Below are 15,583 nucleotides of genomic sequence, written 5' to 3'. Positions count from 1 at the left end.
AGATACGAAACGCAATCGCGTCAGATTTTCCAGATACCGGTAATCTTGGTGTCGGATTTGCAGATGGCGTCATGCCCGAACAATCCTTCGATCGCCAGAATTTCCACATCTTCGGATTTGAAAAGCTTGATCATCCGCAAGCCGATATAGGCATTGGGCACCAGAATGATATCGGCCAGTCCAAGGTACTGATCGATCAGGTGGTCCAGATTTTCCTGATTTTGTTCAATGATCACGACGGGCCGCTGATTGCTGAATCGGCCATATACCAGTGGATCATCACGACGCACTTCAGATACGTTCTGCATTTGCCGGTCTTCCCTACTTGGTTGACGACCTGCACCAACGCGTCATGAAACGGTTTCATTGCCATTGGTACTATTCGTGATCTCCGACAGTTTGGACCATTCCCGGGCCCGTCACTATTCCAGCGGTCCATATTTATGCGCAAAGCGTCCAGAATTTGTAACAAGCAGTCGCGGCATCCCCATTACAATTTCGACATGTAAATTTTTATCAGCCCAGACATGAGAATTTGTCATTCATCGAATGTGGCCAAACTCCGCTATTGATTACATCAGCGCCCCCGGAGTTATCAGCAATGAACAGTGTTTGGACCGGCATAGGATTACGTCTGGCAGCAACCGGCTTGTTTGCCATCATGAGCCTGTTTGTCCGCATGGCGTCCCTTGAAGCGCCGGTCGGCCAGATCATGTTCTGGCGCAGCTCTGTCGCGATTGTGCCGATCGTGCTGTATCTGATGTGGCGCCATGAATTTCCGCGCGCACTCAGGACCAAGCGGCCGTGGGGGCACCTCAAACGCAGCACATTTGGTGGCGTTTCGATGTTTCTTTCCTTTGTGTCGCTGGCATATCTTCCGCTGGCACTGGCCACCGCGCTGGGCTTTCTGGCCCCGCTTGTGGTGATCCCGGTTGCAATCATTGTGTTGCGTGAAAATCCGGGCTGGCTGGTTACGGGCGCGACCGTTGCCGGATTTGCCGGGGTGTTTCTGATCCTGTGGCCGATGATTTCAACACCGGGGCTTGATCATGAAACGATGATCGGGATCGGGGCCGGTATTGCCTTTGCAATTACCACCGCCTTTGCCAAAACCCAGATCAAGGCCCTGACCACGACCGAACCGTCGGGCACGATTGCCTTTTACTTTGCACTTGTCTGTTCGATTGGCGGACTTTTGACCATTCCGTTTGGCTGGGCACCGGTGTCATCGGGCAATCTGGTCTGGCTGATCGGGGCGGGACTGACCGGGGGGCTTGCCCATATCGCCATGACAGAAGCATTGGCACGTGCGCCGGTTTCAACGCTTTCGGCATTTGAATATACCGCGATGATCTGGGCGATCGCGCTTGATCTTCTGGTATTTGGCGTATTGCCGGCCCCCGTAAGCCTGATGGGGGCGGTCCTGATCGTTCTGGCCGCGGCACTGGTGATGTTCAATGACCGGCTTGTCGATTTGGCCAAACGCCAGCTTGCCAAAACCGCACCGGCACTTGATGCGGGGCCACTGTCAGATGCGCCCCCGACCGCACCGGCCAAGACACCAGCTGAATAGCTGGCCGAATATCGAGCATCATCACGCCGAAGACAAAAAAGGGTCCGGAGACCCTAGATCGCCTTTTTGCCTTCCTGAAGCTTGGTAAGGGCAAACAAGGTCAGATTGGTCGGGGTCGGAATGCCGAGTTCCCGGCCCTTGCGCACGATATAGCCGTTAAGATAGTCAATCTCGCTGGGCTTTCCGCGCGCCAGATCCTGCGCGGTTGAGGAAAATTGCGCCGGCATGGTATCAGCAATTTTTTCGATCGCTTCCCAGACATTACCGGGCACGGTGACACCATTGGCCTTTGCCACGGAAAGACATTCATCAACCGCATTGCGCATCACATCCCAGACACCGTCCCCTTCGACCAGTTTTCCATAAGGAAGCTGGGTAATAGCAGACAGCGCGTTATAAGCACAATTCAAGATCATCTTGGCCCACAGGGCGCCGGGGGCGTTTTCGGAAATCTCGACCGGGATGCCGGCCGGACGCAGGGTGTCCGCAACCAACTGGCTTTGATCGGACGGCCCGAAAACCAGTTCCCCGCGCCCGTGATGCTTGACGTGACCAGCCCCGCCCATGCTGGTGGCAACATAGACCACCACGGGAATGACTGCCTGCCCCAGGACAGCACCAAGCCGTTCGGCATTATCGACACCGTTTTGCAAGCTTAGAACAATTGTATCGGGTGAAATGAACGGTTTGATCTGTTCGCCAGCCGATTGGGTATCGGTCGATTTGACGCAAAACAGAACGAGTTCCGCCCCGGCAATCGCCGCGGTGTCGGTTGCGGCATGAACCGCAACATATTCCTGCGACGTCCCGAAATCGAGCAACAGGCCATCGCGGTTCATCGCCTCGACATGGTTGGGACGCCCGATCAGGGTGACGTCGTGACCTGCACGCGCCAGCATCGCCCCGTAATAGCAGCCAACGGCCCCTGCCCCCATAACCGCGATTTTCATATTGCCCGCTCCTGCATTTATTGATGCCCCGGCAATGGCATGGATGACCGCGCCTATTACCGACAAACTTTCCTTTGGCCCTTCATCGCGCAAAACCTGCGATCAGACAACCGGGATCGCAGGTTTTTCACATCGTGGGGATTATCCAGGTTTTGGAAAGCCCCACCACATCAGGGCCTTGGTCTCAAAGCAAGGCCTTGTTCAAAGGCTGTCATCCATGTTTGCGCACAGAAACGTGCGCTGCCGACCAGCCGCCCGGCCAGACTTCGGCATCACCGTTACGCAGGGACCGGATCAACCCGACAGGAACGTCTTCTGCGATCAGAAGCGGTCCGTCCGCGCCATCATCAAAACCGGGTTCAGCCCGGGCAAACAGGCCGCTATGACCCAGTTGCGGTTCGCACGGGGTAAAGACCGAACATCCCGAATAGTTGGTCGGGTTATTGGTGGTGTTGATCGCCGTCCCGGTCGTGCCGCAAGCCGCAACAACTGTCATCAGTTCAACCGCGCGCGCTTTTGCGCAACCGAACACCCGGTTATAGCCCGACGGCGTCATGGTCATCGACGGCACGAGCAAAACATCAATATCAAGCGGCGCAAGCAAACAGGACAAAGCCGGCATTTCGATATCAAGGCAAATCAGAACGGCAACCGTCAGCCCACGCCATTCAATTACATTGAATGCCTTTCCCGGTGTCAAAAACCAGTTTTCCGGTTCCTGTTCCCCCGGGGTCAGTGACAATTTGTCCTGAATGATCGCATCCCCTTCCGGGGTAAAGATCATCGCACTATTGGTTTGGCCGCCTGCCGGTTTTTTAGGGTCGATGTGCCAGGGCATACTGCCCGCCACCAGAAGCATATCGTGCTTTTTGGCAAGCGCAGCGGCGTGTTTGCGGGCCTCGGGGGCAAGATCGGCCATCCATGCGATTTCCTGACCGGTTTGCAGACCGTCGGGCTTGAAAGCCAGCCATTGTTCGCTGGCATATTCCGGCAGGACAAAGATCTTTGCCCCTTTGGCGGCGGCCGTTGCCATCTGGGCATCAACATGCGCGGCCCAGTCGGCCATATCCGTGACCTTGCGGCCAAGATTGGTCGCCCAAAGTGCCAAAGTCACATGTTCGGTAAGAGAAGCCGCAGCGGTCATGATCAGGGGTTCCTGCCAGTTCAATTCACATCGTGTATTCAAAATCATGATCCGGCCCGAATACTCACGGGCCGGATCATCAAGACCGGTTAAAACCGGACCTAGTTTTTAAGTTTGGTCCAGACACGGTTACGCAAATCGCGCGCCTTGACCGAGCAGTTCTGCGACGGGATCAGAAGATCTGCATATTCTTCTGGCATGTTCACAGCCGGATCGGAATTGAGCGACGGATCCATGAATTCGCCAGTCCCCTTGATCGAGTTCATGTAACCGGCATAGTTCGAAGCCTCTGCCGCGTTTTCCGGTTTCATCATCCAGTTGATGAAGGTCTTGGCATTTTCCAGGTTCGGCGCACCGGTCGGAATGACAAAATGGTCAGCCCAATAGGTCAGACCTTCCTTCGGATAGACAAAGACGGCCTCAGGGATGCTTTCCTTGGTCCGATGGGCAGCACCATTCCACTGCATATGCATCTGGACTTCGCGGGCCGACATGCGGTCAATCGTGCCTTCGGAGCTGTAAACCGCGATATAGGGCTTTTGCTTGAGAAGGACATCAAGAACCTTCTGGGCTTCGGCCGGGTCTTCGGTGCATTTTTCAACGCCTGCGTAATAGGACGCGGCATTGAACATTTCGACCTCGTCGTTCAAGGCACCGATCTTGCCGCGGAATTCTTCGCGCGGTTCAAAGAATTCTTTCCAGCTTCGTTCAAGTTCGCCATCAACCACCGAACCGTCATAGGTAAAGCCGGTCGTTCCCCACAGATAGGTGACCGAATATTCGCGGTCGGTATCATATTTCATAGTGTCATGGGGCTTTGCGACATTCTTGAAATTCTCAAGCGACTTGGCATCAAACTTGGTCGCAAGACCTTCCTTGATCATGACATCGACCATGTAGTCGGATGCCACGGCAATGTCATAGCCAGATGCACCAGCTTGCAGCTTTGCCAACATGGTTTCGTTGGAATCATACACATCAAGGGTCACCTTGATGCCGGTTTCCTTTTCGAACTTTTCCATCAATGCAGGCGGGAAATAGTTCGACCAGTTATATAAAAACAGTTCGCCATCCGCCTTTGCCGACCCAACCGACAAAACGGCCATTGCGGATGCTCCCAGAATTACGGAACGTAGTTTCATTGTGAGACTCCCAATTAAGGACGGTTCATTGCTTGTTGTTCGGATGCCCGACCCGTCCGGAAACCGGGCGTCCATTTTTCGATCAATACCGAATGCGATCTATCAGGAACGAGACGCTGACAAACACGATCGAAACGATCAGCATCATCGCGGAAACCGCGTTGACTTCCGGGGTGATACCGATGCGGATCATGCCGAAAATATAGATCGGAAGCGTTGTCGCCCCGGCCCCGCCGACGAAATAGGAAATGACGAAATCATCAAGCGAGATGATGAAAGACAACATCGCCCCCGACAAAATTCCGGGCCACAGCAACGGCATTGTTACGCGCCTGAAAGACTGCCATTCATTGGCATAAAGATCATTTGCCGCCTCGGCCAATGCGGGGTCCATCCCCTCGAGACGGGCACGGATCGGCAAATAGGCAAAGGGAATGCAAAAGACCGTATGCGCAATGATCACGGTAATCAGGCCTAGCTTGATGCCAAGTGCCACAAAGAACAGCAATGTGGCAATCGCGGTCACGATTTCGGGCACCAGCAACGGCAGAACCAGCATTGCCGATACGCCGACTTCACCGCGGAACCGTCCACGCGCCATACCCATCGCAGCAAAGGTTGCGGCAATGGTAGCAAGAATGGTCGCCGAAACGGCCACAATGATCGAATTTTTGGCCGCACGCAGCATATCGTCATTGGAAAGGGCCGTGACATACCAGTCGGTGGTAAAACCCGTCCAGATCGTCGCCAGCTTGTTTTCGTTAAACGACAGCGCCAGCAAAATGACGATTGGCAGATAAAGGTAGGCAAAAAAGAACATTGCCGTGGATGTAATCCCGCGGAAACGCCAAAGCGGGTTGGAAACATCGACTTTCATCGGCTTTCCTCCGGCAATGATTTGAATTTAAGCGAATAGACCATCATCGCGATCAGAACCAGGGCGAGCAGGACAAAACCAAGCCCTGCGCCAAGCGGCCAGTTGCGCGCAGCCCCGAACTGGCTGCCAATCAGATTGGCAATCATCATGAACTTGCCCCCGCCCAGCAATTCAGGCGTGACATAGGCCCCAAGGCACGGAATGAACACGAGAATGCACCCGGCCGCAATGCCCGGTGCCGCAAGCGGCAGGATCACCCGGCTCATCGCACGACGTTTGTCGGCCCCCAGATCAAAGGCTGCCTCGACCAGACGATGATCAAGCTTTTCAAGGCTGGCATAGATCGGCAACACCATGAACGGCAAATAGGTGTAGGTCAGACCGATCGAGACGGCATAGGGCGTATACAGGATATCAAGCCCGCCGGTTTCAATACCGATCCAGCCCAGCATACCGTCGACGAGACCGCCATTGCGCAGCAACAGCATCCAAGCATAGTTACGAACCAGAATGTTGGTCCAGAACGGAATGGTAACCAGAAAGATCAGGAAATTTCGCCGTCCCTGCGGTTGGGTCGAAATATAAAAGGCCGTCGGGAACCCGAGAATCAGCGCAAAGACCGTGGTCATGGCCGACAGCCCGAAGGACCGGGCGAAAACCTGAAGGTAATCGGTATTGAGCACCAGATTATCCATCAGATCGCGTTCAAACAGGAAACTGACATAGGCGTCCATCGAAAACACGCCCCAGTTCACCCCGCCATAATCGCCCCGTTCAAGGATCGAGACATAGGCCATCTGCACCAGCGGCACGGCCATGAAGAAGCCGATATAAAGAACCGCAGGTGCAATCAGCCAGAACCGTTTGGATCGCAGCATTGCTTTCATGATCAGTCCACCAACACCCGGATGGCATCGGCAGGCACATGTACCCCGACCCGTTCACCCCGGCCGAAATCATCCATGGCACCGGTGCCGTTCTGGGTACGCACCTTGACTGTCTGATCATTGCCCAGATCGATTTCATAGGTCGTGTCCGTGCCGAAATAGATCACGGATTTGACCGATCCCATCAGATGGGTCTGATCGGCAAGGTTTTCGGCCACCAGTCCAAGCCGTTCCGGACGGATCGAAATGGTAACATCGCCGGTTTTCTGGCCTGACCTTACGGATGGAAGTTCGATGACATGCTGATTGGCAAGCGTCAGCGCATGTTTGCCATCCGCGGCCGCCACAAGATTGCCGGGCAAAAAGTTACTGTCGCCAATAAAGTCGGCAACAAAACGATCAGTCGGTTCGTCATAAATTTCGCGCGGCGCACCGATCTGCTGGATTTTGCCAAATTGCATGACCGCGATCCGGTCAGACATCGCCAGCGCTTCTTCCTGATCATGTGTGACAAAGACAAAGGTAATGCCGGTTTCGGTCTGAAGACGTTTCAGTTCAACCTGCATTTCCTTGCGCAGTTTAAGATCCAGTGCTGAAAGCGGTTCATCAAGCAACAGCACCTTGGGGGCCGGTGCCAATGCACGCGCAAGGGCGATGCGTTGTTGCTGACCACCGGAAAGCTGGCTTGGCACCCGGTCGCCATATTGGGCCAGCCGAACCAGTTCGAGCATCTCGTCAGCCCGGTGGTTGGCCTTGGCGCGATCAATGCCCTGCATTTCCAGCCCGAATGTAATGTTCTGGCGTACAGTCAGATGCGGAAACAGCGCATAGGACTGAAAAACGGTGTTAATCGGCCGTTTATAGGGCGGCAAATCATTCAGTTCATTGCCTTCGAGCAGAATTTTGCCCGAACTTGCTTCTTCAAAGCCACCGATCAAGCGCAACAAAGTGGTTTTGCCGCAGCCCGACGGACCAAGCATTGTGAAAAATTCGTTCTGAAAGATATCAACCGATACCGCATCCAACGCGGTAACCTTATCTGCACCCGAGCCAAAAATTTTACTGACTGAGCGTGCCGAAATTACAACTTCTGACATGCACATCCCCGATATGTATTTTTTAAAATGATATAAAATCTTCGGAGAGTTTCAAATGCGGGATAAGGAGAACACCGTAGATTGTATAAATTCCGCAGTATCCGCCGCGAATGGCCGCTTTAAGTGACTGCAATTGCGTCAGGACGACCCTTTACAAAATAATGTGCAGCGCACCATTCAACCATAGGAAGGCGCATCACCGGATCCAACAATCCAAAGGTGTTGCACCGTTCCATCCGAAAATTCCAGATCAGACAATTCCTGCGTCGCGCAGTTTGGCAATTTGATCGTCACTCAGGTCGGCGACCTTGCGCAGGATTTCGTCGCTATGCTGCCCCAGCATCGGCGGGGCTTTTTCATCCGTAATCGGCGTTTTGGAAAACCTGATCGGATTGCCGACCGTCGGCACAGTGCCGGCCGTCGGGTGATCAAGATGTTTGACCAAACCACGATGTTTGACCTGCGGATTGTCAAAAACACGATCAAGGGTATTGATCGGCCCGCACGGCACATTGGCCTTTTCAAGGGCCGAGATCCATTCATCGGTGGTTTTCAAAACCATGGCCTGACGGATCAATGGCACCAGCGTATCGCGGTTGGCGACACGATTGCGGTTGGTGGCATAGCGTTCATCAGCCGGTAAATCGTCCAACCCCGCCACCGCACAGAAACTTTTGAACTGACTGTCATTGCCGACCGCCAGGATCAGATAGCCATCGGCACTCGGGAAGGCTTCATATGGCACGATATTGGGATGCGCATTACCCAAACGGCCCGGCGCATTGCCGGTTGTCAGGTAATTCATCGCCTGATTGGCAAGAACAGCGGCCTGCACATCAAGCAGGGCAAGATCAATATACTGGCCTTCGCCGGTTGCATCGCGATGACGAAGTGCCGCCAAGATACCGATCGTCGCATAAAGCCCGGTAAAGATATCGGCAACCGCCACACCGACCTTCATCGGCTGACCACCCGGGGCGCTATCGGGCGCACCGGTGATGCTCATCAGGCCGCCCATGCCCTGGATCATGAAATCATACCCCGGGCGATCCTTATAGGGGCCATCCTGACCAAATCCGGTGATCGAACAATAAACAAGCTTGGGATTGATTGCCGACAGGGTCGCGTAATCAAGACCGTATTTGGCAAGACCACCGACCTTGAAATTTTCCAGAACCACATCGCTTTGGGCCGCGATATTGCGAACGATTTCCTGACCTTCGGGCTTGGTGATGTCAATCGTCAGCGACTTTTTGCCACGGTTGGCCGTCAGATAATAGGCGGCCTCGGTGGTGTCATTGCCGTTGGCATCCTTGGCAAAGGGTGGGCCCCAGCCGCGCGTATCATCACCCGCACCGGGACGTTCGATCTTGATGACCTCGGCCCCCATATCGGCCAGGGTCTGGCTGGCCCATGGTCCTGCCAACACACGCGAAAGATCAAGAACACGAAGCCCGGAAAGTGCGCCAGTCATTTGAATATCCCGAAAGTCGATTTGGAAACATGTCGCAGAATCAAAACGGGCGGCAACATTGCTGCTGCCGCCCGGTCAAAACTTGATCAGCCTTCGGCGGAGAAGGCCTGAATGCCGGTCTGTGCACGGCCCAGGATCAGGGCGTGAACATCGTGGGTACCTTCGTAGGTATTGACCGCTTCAAGGTTCATCGAATGACGGATGACATGGAATTCATCCGCAATACCGTTACCGCCATGCATGTCACGGGCAACACGGGCAATGTCGAGTGCCTTGCCGCAGTTGTTACGCTTCATCAGCGAAATCGCTTCCGGTGCGCCTTTGCCTGCGTCAAGCAGACGGCCCAGCTGAAGCGCGCCCTGAAGACCGAGCGTGATTTCGGTCTGCATGTTTGCCAGTTTCAGCTGGATCAGCTGATTGGCGGCAAGCGGACGACCGAACTGTTTGCGATCAAGGGTATATTGACGTGCCGCATGCCAGCAGAATTCAGCCGCACCCATTGCCCCCCATGCGATGCCGTAACGGGCTTTGTTCAAGCAACCGAACGGACCGCCAAGGCCCTTGGCATTCGGCAGCATGTTTTCTTCGGGCACGAAGACATTGTCCATGACGATTTCGCCGGTGATCGATGCACGCAGCGAAAACTTGCCTTCGATTTTCGGAGCCGACAGGCCGTTCATATCCTTTTCAAGGATAAAGCCGCGAATGACACCTTCGTCATCCTTGGCCCAGACGACAAAGACGTCGGCGATCGGGCTGTTGGTGATCCACATTTTCGACCCGGTCAGGGTGAAGCCACCCTCGGTCTTGCGGGCACGGGTTTTCATACCACCCGGATCGGAACCATGGTCCGGCTCGGTCAGACCAAAGCAGCCAACGAATTCACCGGTTGCCAGTTTCGGCAGATATTTCTTGCGCTGTTCTTCGCTGCCATAAGCAAAGATCGGATGCATCACCAGCGAGCTCTGAACCGACATTGCCGAACGATAGCCGGAATCAACGCGTTCGACTTCGCGGGCAACCAGACCATAGGCAACGTGGTTTACACCCGGTCCGCCGTATTCCTCGGGGATAGTCGGGCCAAGCAGGCCAAGTTCACCCATCTCGGTCATGATTTCACGATGGAAAATTTCATGACGGTTTGCTTCGAGAACGCGGGTTTGCAGGTTTTCCTGACAATATGCACGGGCCGCATCGCGGATCATGCGTTCCTCTTCGCTCAACTGCTCTTCAAGCAGGAGCGGATCTTCCCAATGAAACGGTGCGCGGCTTGCCATTTGCCTGATCCTTTTATGAATTTTTCGATAGAAAGCAGGGGCAGCGCCATAGAAGGGCGAGATGACGCTACCCCTGTAAGCTTATTTGCTTATGCCGTTAAGCTAGGAATTGGCAGACAAAGTTGCAAATGATAAAAGCGATGGAGTTTATGCAAAAAACTCATAAACTTTGAGATATCCAACAAGTCAAAGGTGACGATTGAGCCGTCGTATCCCCAGTCTCAAGGCACTAAGTTGCTTTGAACAAACCGCCCGGTTCGGCAGTGCGTCGCGCGCGGCTGATGAATTATATCTGACCCAAAGCGCGGTCAGCCGGCAGATTCAGGGGCTTGAAAACTGGCTGGGATGCAAGCTTTTTGCCCGCGAGAAGCAACGCCTTGTCCTGACACCCGAAGGGGAAAGTTACCTGCAATCCATCCGCCCGGCCCTTGATCAATTGGAAAGCGCGACCCTGACCGTTCTTTCGGGCGGATCGGAGAGCGGGGTTCTGACGGTGGCTGCCCCGCCAACATTCGGATCGCGGTGCCTTATTCCCTTATTGCCGCAATTTCGCACCAAGCATCCGGAAATCGCGATCAATTTCATCTCACGGATCGGAATGCCCGATTTTGATCGCGAACAGATCGATATCGCGGTTCTGTTTGGTCAGGGCAGTTGGACCGATCTTGAAGCCCATATCCTGCATGGCGAGGAAATGGTGCCGATTTGCGGACCGCAATTGATTGCCAATCTGGATCATCCGCCTTCTGCCGATGACCTGCGCCATTTTCCATTATTGCATATTGCCACCCGCCCGCGTGGCTGGGCCGACTGGCTTGATGCCAGCGGGTTGCGAGATATCGACGGCGAAAACGGCCCGAAGTTCGAGCATTTCACCATGGCCATGCAGGCCGCAGCAGCCGGACTTGGCGTCGCCCTATTGCCGACATTCGCGATCGAGGATGAACTTAAATCGGGCCGGATCGTTGCCCCGTTTGGCCCGCCAAAGGCAAGCCCGTTTCATTATTACGCCTGCTGTCCATCATCACGCGCGCGCCTTCCCAAGATCCGCGCCTTCATGAGCTGGCTTGATCAGCTTGATACGGCATCACAGTTGGCCGGAAAAACGACGGGTACGAAAACCTGATGGATGGCAAAGGCAAGGATCAAACGATCAGCTTGCCTTTTGGCTGGTAAGGGCGCGAATGGCCGACATGCCGCGACGGCGCAAAACATCTGCGTCTTCGGGGCCATCAACGATTTCCAGCAACCGCACTGTTGCCATCAGATTGCGTTGTGCATTGGGGATTTCTTCGGGCGTCAAACGGCCCATACCGTCAACACCGGCACGCCCAATCTGATTGAGCTTTTTCTTAAGCTCAACCACCGCCTTGGCGGCCGAACTTTGTGCGGCCAGCACGTCCGAAATCCGGGCAGTTTCCGCGATTGCTTCGGCCGACTTTTCCGCGGCCAGGACTTTTTCATCGTCAAAATCCTGCGCAAACAGCGGTCGCGCCAAACCCTTGACGCCGGAACCGGGCCCCTGCCGGACTTCCATTTTGGGCAGTGCGTCAATCACGCGTTCCGGGGTTGCGCCAAACATCGTATCGGCCAGAGCGCGCGATACCCGACGGCGCGTTTCCAGAAGCTTTTCACCCCAACGGCCATCCTTGCGAATTTTGAATTCGCGGGTGATGCGGGTGAATTCGGATGCGTACCATCGCGCCAGCGACAGGATATGTGCCTCATCCTTGCCGGTGACAACACCCTGTTCGATCTCGGTCACGGTTTCTGCCAGCAGATCAATGATCAGGTCGCCGGTCTCGGCCAGATTGGTCTTTTCAATCGTGCTGTCATCGGCCTTGGTCGACAAGACACGGATCAGTTTGAACAGTTCACTTGGGCGCAGCAACCGGGCAAGCACGGCCAACAGGAACATCGGCTCGAACCCGGGTTTGTTTTTTGAAATTTCCACAAACCGGTCACGCAGCCAGGTAACGTCGTTGGCATCAAGGCCCCTGATCGGCGCCGACGGAAAACGTGCACGCACCTGGGCGATTTCTTCGCCCACATTCAGAATACGGCCGACTTCGGCAAAGGCCTTCAGATGGACGCGCGATCCAAGGCTTGTTGCAAGGGCACGCTCTTCCTTTATCCCGCCGTGGGACCGGGCGATCTGATCTTCGATGATCCGTGCGCCTGCCTTCCACAGCTTGCTTTCGGCTGCGGCAAGGCTTGTTGTGTCGCGCTTGCCCGCCGCCGCATCAATTTCCTTCATGGCCTCGGCAAATTCCGGGTCATTCGCACCGGTGACCACCCGCCAGATCGGAATCAGGGATGAACGACTGATGCGGATGCTTTTTTCACTGGCCTCGCCCGACGTCAGAAGATCTTCGAACGGATCGCAGAATTGACGCATCGGGGTCGGATAGCGTTCGGGTTTGAGCGATGCAAGACGCGGACGCAGGATTTGCAAAATGGTTTCATGGGGGAGCGGCAATTTGGGGTCTGCGCGATCGCTTTCAATCGCACGGGTAAATCGTGCGATTTCAGAACCGCTTAAGGATTCAAACAGTTGCCCGAGTTGCGAAACACCAAGATTACCTGCGTCTTCAATCTTCATGCAGACTGTCTCCTGAAGCGTTCGAGACGATCCACCATATCGGCATCAATTTCCCCACTGCCCAACTTGCGCAATTCACCGGCCCACAGCATCTGGTTGACGCGAATATCGATCCAGAATTGCTGTTCTGCGGTCGTAATTTCCTCGACCGGGAGTATAGGTGCGAAACTTGCGACTTCTTCGATGATTTCGCGCTGCTTCACCCGATCTGCCACCGGTCTTTTATGCCACAGGTCGATCATTTCCTGCCAGCCATCAAGAAGCCACCACAATTTTTCGATGGTCTTGCCGATATCCTGCTTGGCCCGTTCCCAATCGGTCAGAACCTTGCCCAGTTCGCGGTTCCAGCTATCGACTTCCTCGACACATTTCAGGGCGTGCTTATAGGTCGCGGTTGTCGCACTCGAAATACGTCCGGCCATAAAGCGGAAATCGGATTGTTCGGAATTCGCCCATTCCTCGACGTCATTTGCAAATTTCGCAAGACCGTTGGTCAGTACTCGTAACGGCCCCTTGCAGCCATCAAGCTCAAGCCCGACCGGGGCGATCATTGTGCTCCATTCACCAAGGCTGTCGATGATGGTGTCATTGGCGACTTTATGTTCGGATGCAAAGCGGTTCAGGGCCTTGCGCGCGCGGACCTGACCTTCCATGGTCAGCAATTCTTCGCGCTGCATATCCTGAACGGCGCTTCCGCCAAGCTGGCGCAGTGCCTGATGCAGGACAGCCAGCTGGCCCAATTCACGCGATGACTTTTCCGACCCGCCGCGCTCAATCGCGGTTCTTGCCAGCTCGACCCCGCCAACGCCGGTTACCGCAACCGCACGCGCCTGTTCAAGAACGGTGCCCGGACGAATGTCTTCTAGTTCCAGCAAACGGTCAAACAGCATGCGGTCATGCACGGAAAGATCAAAAACCTCGCGCAGGGTATCAAGCGGCAGTTCATAAGTCCCCAGACCACCGGCAAGGCCGGGCAGCATGATCATGGATCGCCCGCCTTTGCCCGCCGCCACACGGGCATAGCGCAGGGTTTTGGTCGTAAACGGGGTCCGGACCCCGCGCGAAAGAAAGGTGTTGGGCAAACATGCCAACGGGTCTTCCGGCGCCTGGGACGGTTCAGGAGTTTTATGACTGACGGATTTGACGATCTTCTGTTTGGTCATTCTGGGCTTTGGTCAACCTGTGCGGCGCTATTGATTTTCGCCATATGATAAGCGTGTTACAGCCAGATGGCAGACTGTCGGGTGCAGTGCAAACCGGCCTGTGCAAACACGCAAATCCTACATTTGTTACTCAGCATAAATTAACCCGACAAGTTGACAATAACATTAACAACCTTTCGCAAGTTTTGCGGCATCCGACTGCCGACCGAGAGTGCCATTCCCCCATGGCCGGGATCAAGACCTTATAGGGTTTCCTGCGACTTTTCCCAAGTTTTGACATAGGCCTTCCATTCCGCACCATCCGGGATTGAGTCGTCCACCGCCAGGAAATCGTGACTATCGATCATGACGGCCACTTCGTCTGTTTCGACCGGCGCCTTGATCATTTTTTCCTGATAGGATTTCGGATGCGGACCGTGCGGAAAGCCGCTGGGATGGAATGTTGCCATGCCGGCCTTTATTTCCCCGCGGCTGAAGAATTCACCACGATGATAAAAGACAAATTCGTCCATATCCTCATTGGAATGATAAAACGGCACACGCAACATGCCGGATTGGCCTTCACCGACCTTGGGCACAAAGGTACTGACTGAAAACGTGCTGGCAACAAAGGTACAATAAGCTGCTGGCGGGACCTTGTGCCCCGACCCATTTTGCCGCCTGAGATCACGCCAATTCAGTTTGACGACACACAGATCACCTTCCCAGCCGGCGGCATCAAGCGGGTTATAGGGATATGTCAGCGTTGACACCTGACCTTTGCGTTTGATGTGAATTTCCCAGAATGCATCATCCTGCTGGGCGCGAAATGTGTCATCAATGCGCGGCATTGTGAACATCATCGGATCAAGTGGCGTGCCACCGGCCATGGTGCCGGGTTCAGGCAATCCAAACGCATCGGCCGTTGCCTCGATCAGCATGAACTCGCAATGACCGGCCGGTTCCACCCGCCAGGCGGTGCCGCGCGGCAGCAAAATGTAATCACCATCCCGATAGGGCAAATGCCCGTAATCGCAAAATAGCGCCCCCTCGCCATTATGGACGAACATCAGGGTATCACCATCGGCATTGCGTGACAGGGCATGCATTTTGGCATCGGTTTTCCAGTAACGAACTTCCATACTGTCACTGCGCAAAATGCGCCTTGCCTGTAACGGGCAGGCCGGACCGGGGGCGAGCTTTGCCAGATCAAAGGCCCGCGGACGCAATGGCCCTTCAAAGGTTGCCCAGCCGACCGGGGGATGGCGATGATAGATCTGGGCTGATGGCCCTTGAAAACCCTTGCGTCCGATGTGCCTTTGATAGGTTGGCTGATCAGATCGCGTATCGGATTGCGGCGTGCAGGCACCTTCGCTGTTGGGAAGCCTGATCCAGTTTGTCATTGTTTCCTCCCGGCC

At 54.8% G+C, this 15,583-nt stretch carries 14 protein-coding genes; 2 read left to right on the top strand and 12 right to left on the bottom strand.

Annotated elements, in window-relative coordinates:
* Positions 1 to 20 precede the first annotated feature (20 nt).
* Positions 21 to 308 carry a hypothetical protein gene (locus M9H61_RS17290; protein ID WP_101245494.1) on the bottom strand — a complete coding sequence of 96 codons (288 nt, stop codon included), beginning with the start codon at positions 306 to 308 and terminating at the stop codon, positions 21 to 23.
* Positions 309 to 601: 293 nt separating this feature from the next.
* Between M9H61_RS17290 and M9H61_RS17285 the strand changes: the two genes are divergently transcribed.
* Positions 602 to 1,573, top strand: a complete 972-nt coding sequence (locus tag M9H61_RS17285; protein ID WP_250281881.1) for a DMT family transporter — start codon at positions 602 to 604, stop codon at positions 1,571 to 1,573.
* 53 nt (positions 1,574 to 1,626) lie between these two features.
* Here M9H61_RS17285 and M9H61_RS17280 read toward each other — a convergent pair whose 3' ends face one another.
* The 8 genes from M9H61_RS17280 to M9H61_RS17245 all read right to left on the bottom strand — a co-directional run bounded on the left by M9H61_RS17280 (position 1,627) and on the right by M9H61_RS17245 (position 10,421).
* The gene (locus tag M9H61_RS17280; RefSeq protein ID WP_250281878.1) at positions 1,627 to 2,523 is read right to left on the bottom strand and encodes a ketopantoate reductase family protein; all 897 of its coding nucleotides are present in this window, start codon (positions 2,521 to 2,523) and stop codon (positions 1,627 to 1,629) included.
* 211 nt (positions 2,524 to 2,734) lie between these two features.
* Complete coding sequence (locus M9H61_RS17275; protein ID WP_250281877.1) at positions 2,735 to 3,667, bottom strand: nitrilase-related carbon-nitrogen hydrolase; 933 nt, start codon at positions 3,665 to 3,667, stop codon at positions 2,735 to 2,737.
* 101 nt (positions 3,668 to 3,768) lie between these two features.
* Positions 3,769 to 4,809 (bottom strand): extracellular solute-binding protein, encoded by a 1,041-nt coding sequence (locus M9H61_RS17270; RefSeq protein ID WP_101245491.1) that lies wholly within the window; start codon positions 4,807 to 4,809, stop codon positions 3,769 to 3,771.
* Positions 4,810 to 4,891: 82 nt separating this feature from the next.
* The gene (locus M9H61_RS17265) at positions 4,892 to 5,686 is read right to left on the bottom strand and encodes an ABC transporter permease (protein ID WP_250281874.1); all 795 of its coding nucleotides are present in this window, start codon (positions 5,684 to 5,686) and stop codon (positions 4,892 to 4,894) included.
* On the bottom strand, positions 5,683 to 6,573 hold the full coding sequence (locus M9H61_RS17260; protein ID WP_101245489.1) for an ABC transporter permease: 891 nt from the start codon (positions 6,571 to 6,573) through the stop codon (positions 5,683 to 5,685). Before M9H61_RS17260 ends, M9H61_RS17265 begins: the two co-directional genes overlap by 4 nt.
* A gap of 2 nt (positions 6,574 to 6,575) precedes the next feature.
* Positions 6,576 to 7,670 carry an ABC transporter ATP-binding protein gene (locus M9H61_RS17255; RefSeq protein WP_206926803.1) on the bottom strand — a complete coding sequence of 365 codons (1,095 nt, stop codon included), beginning with the start codon at positions 7,668 to 7,670 and terminating at the stop codon, positions 6,576 to 6,578.
* Between the two features lie 250 nt (positions 7,671 to 7,920).
* Entirely contained in the window at positions 7,921 to 9,144 is a 1,224-nt protein-coding gene (locus M9H61_RS17250) for a CaiB/BaiF CoA-transferase family protein (RefSeq protein WP_250281872.1), read from the bottom strand.
* An 86-nt stretch (positions 9,145 to 9,230) separates the two neighbouring features.
* Positions 9,231 to 10,421 carry an acyl-CoA dehydrogenase gene (locus tag M9H61_RS17245; RefSeq protein WP_114112891.1) on the bottom strand — a complete coding sequence of 397 codons (1,191 nt, stop codon included), beginning with the start codon at positions 10,419 to 10,421 and terminating at the stop codon, positions 9,231 to 9,233.
* Positions 10,422 to 10,620: 199 nt separating this feature from the next.
* Here M9H61_RS17245 and gcvA point away from each other — a divergent pair, with 199 nt between their 5' ends.
* Positions 10,621 to 11,547: a transcriptional regulator GcvA gene (gcvA, locus tag M9H61_RS17240; RefSeq protein WP_250281871.1), complete on the top strand. Its 927-nt coding sequence runs from the start codon at positions 10,621 to 10,623 to the stop codon at positions 11,545 to 11,547.
* A 27-nt stretch (positions 11,548 to 11,574) separates the two neighbouring features.
* On the opposite strand, the gene M9H61_RS17235 is transcribed toward gcvA, so the two are convergent.
* The 3 genes from M9H61_RS17235 to M9H61_RS17225 all read right to left on the bottom strand — a co-directional run bounded on the left by M9H61_RS17235 (position 11,575) and on the right by M9H61_RS17225 (position 15,568).
* Complete coding sequence (locus M9H61_RS17235) at positions 11,575 to 13,023, bottom strand: hypothetical protein (protein ID WP_206926800.1); 1,449 nt, start codon at positions 13,021 to 13,023, stop codon at positions 11,575 to 11,577.
* Positions 13,020 to 14,186 carry a hypothetical protein gene (locus M9H61_RS17230; protein ID WP_250281869.1) on the bottom strand — a complete coding sequence of 389 codons (1,167 nt, stop codon included), beginning with the start codon at positions 14,184 to 14,186 and terminating at the stop codon, positions 13,020 to 13,022. The genes M9H61_RS17235 and M9H61_RS17230 overlap by 4 nt, the downstream gene beginning before the upstream one ends.
* A gap of 242 nt (positions 14,187 to 14,428) precedes the next feature.
* Positions 14,429 to 15,568 carry a homogentisate 1,2-dioxygenase gene (locus tag M9H61_RS17225; protein WP_250281867.1) on the bottom strand — a complete coding sequence of 380 codons (1,140 nt, stop codon included), beginning with the start codon at positions 15,566 to 15,568 and terminating at the stop codon, positions 14,429 to 14,431.
* Positions 15,569 to 15,583: the final 15 nt, after the last annotated feature.

Source organism: Thalassospira sp. GO-4 (assembly GCF_023588965.1).
Classification (GTDB): domain Bacteria; phylum Pseudomonadota; class Alphaproteobacteria; order Rhodospirillales; family Thalassospiraceae; genus Thalassospira; species Thalassospira povalilytica.
Note: the sequence above shows the minus strand (reverse complement) of the source record. Positions and strands in the feature narration are given on the sequence as shown.

Bases quoted from the DNA above. Each gene is read 5' to 3' on its own strand.
- M9H61_RS17290 (WP_101245494.1), bottom strand. From the start codon at position 308: ATGCAGAACGTATCTGAAGTGCGTCGTGATGATCCACTGGTATATGGC.
- M9H61_RS17285 (WP_250281881.1), top strand. From the start codon at position 602: ATGAACAGTGTTTGGACCGGCATAGGATTACGTCTGGCAGCAACCGGC.
- M9H61_RS17280 (WP_250281878.1), bottom strand. From the start codon at position 2,523: ATGAAAATCGCGGTTATGGGGGCAGGGGCCGTTGGCTGCTATTACGGG.
- M9H61_RS17275 (WP_250281877.1), bottom strand. From the start codon at position 3,667: ATGACCGCTGCGGCTTCTCTTACCGAACATGTGACTTTGGCACTTTGG.
- M9H61_RS17270 (WP_101245491.1), bottom strand. From the start codon at position 4,809: ATGAAACTACGTTCCGTAATTCTGGGAGCATCCGCAATGGCCGTTTTG.
- M9H61_RS17265 (WP_250281874.1), bottom strand. From the start codon at position 5,686: ATGAAAGTCGATGTTTCCAACCCGCTTTGGCGTTTCCGCGGGATTACA.
- M9H61_RS17260 (WP_101245489.1), bottom strand. From the start codon at position 6,573: ATGAAAGCAATGCTGCGATCCAAACGGTTCTGGCTGATTGCACCTGCG.
- M9H61_RS17255 (WP_206926803.1), bottom strand. From the start codon at position 7,670: ATGTCAGAAGTTGTAATTTCGGCACGCTCAGTCAGTAAAATTTTTGGC.
- M9H61_RS17250 (WP_250281872.1), bottom strand. From the start codon at position 9,144: ATGACTGGCGCACTTTCCGGGCTTCGTGTTCTTGATCTTTCGCGTGTG.
- M9H61_RS17245 (WP_114112891.1), bottom strand. From the start codon at position 10,421: ATGGCAAGCCGCGCACCGTTTCATTGGGAAGATCCGCTCCTGCTTGAA.
- M9H61_RS17235 (WP_206926800.1), bottom strand. From the start codon at position 13,023: ATGAAGATTGAAGACGCAGGTAATCTTGGTGTTTCGCAACTCGGGCAA.
- M9H61_RS17230 (WP_250281869.1), bottom strand. From the start codon at position 14,186: ATGACCAAACAGAAGATCGTCAAATCCGTCAGTCATAAAACTCCTGAA.
- M9H61_RS17225 (WP_250281867.1), bottom strand. From the start codon at position 15,568: ATGACAAACTGGATCAGGCTTCCCAACAGCGAAGGTGCCTGCACGCCG.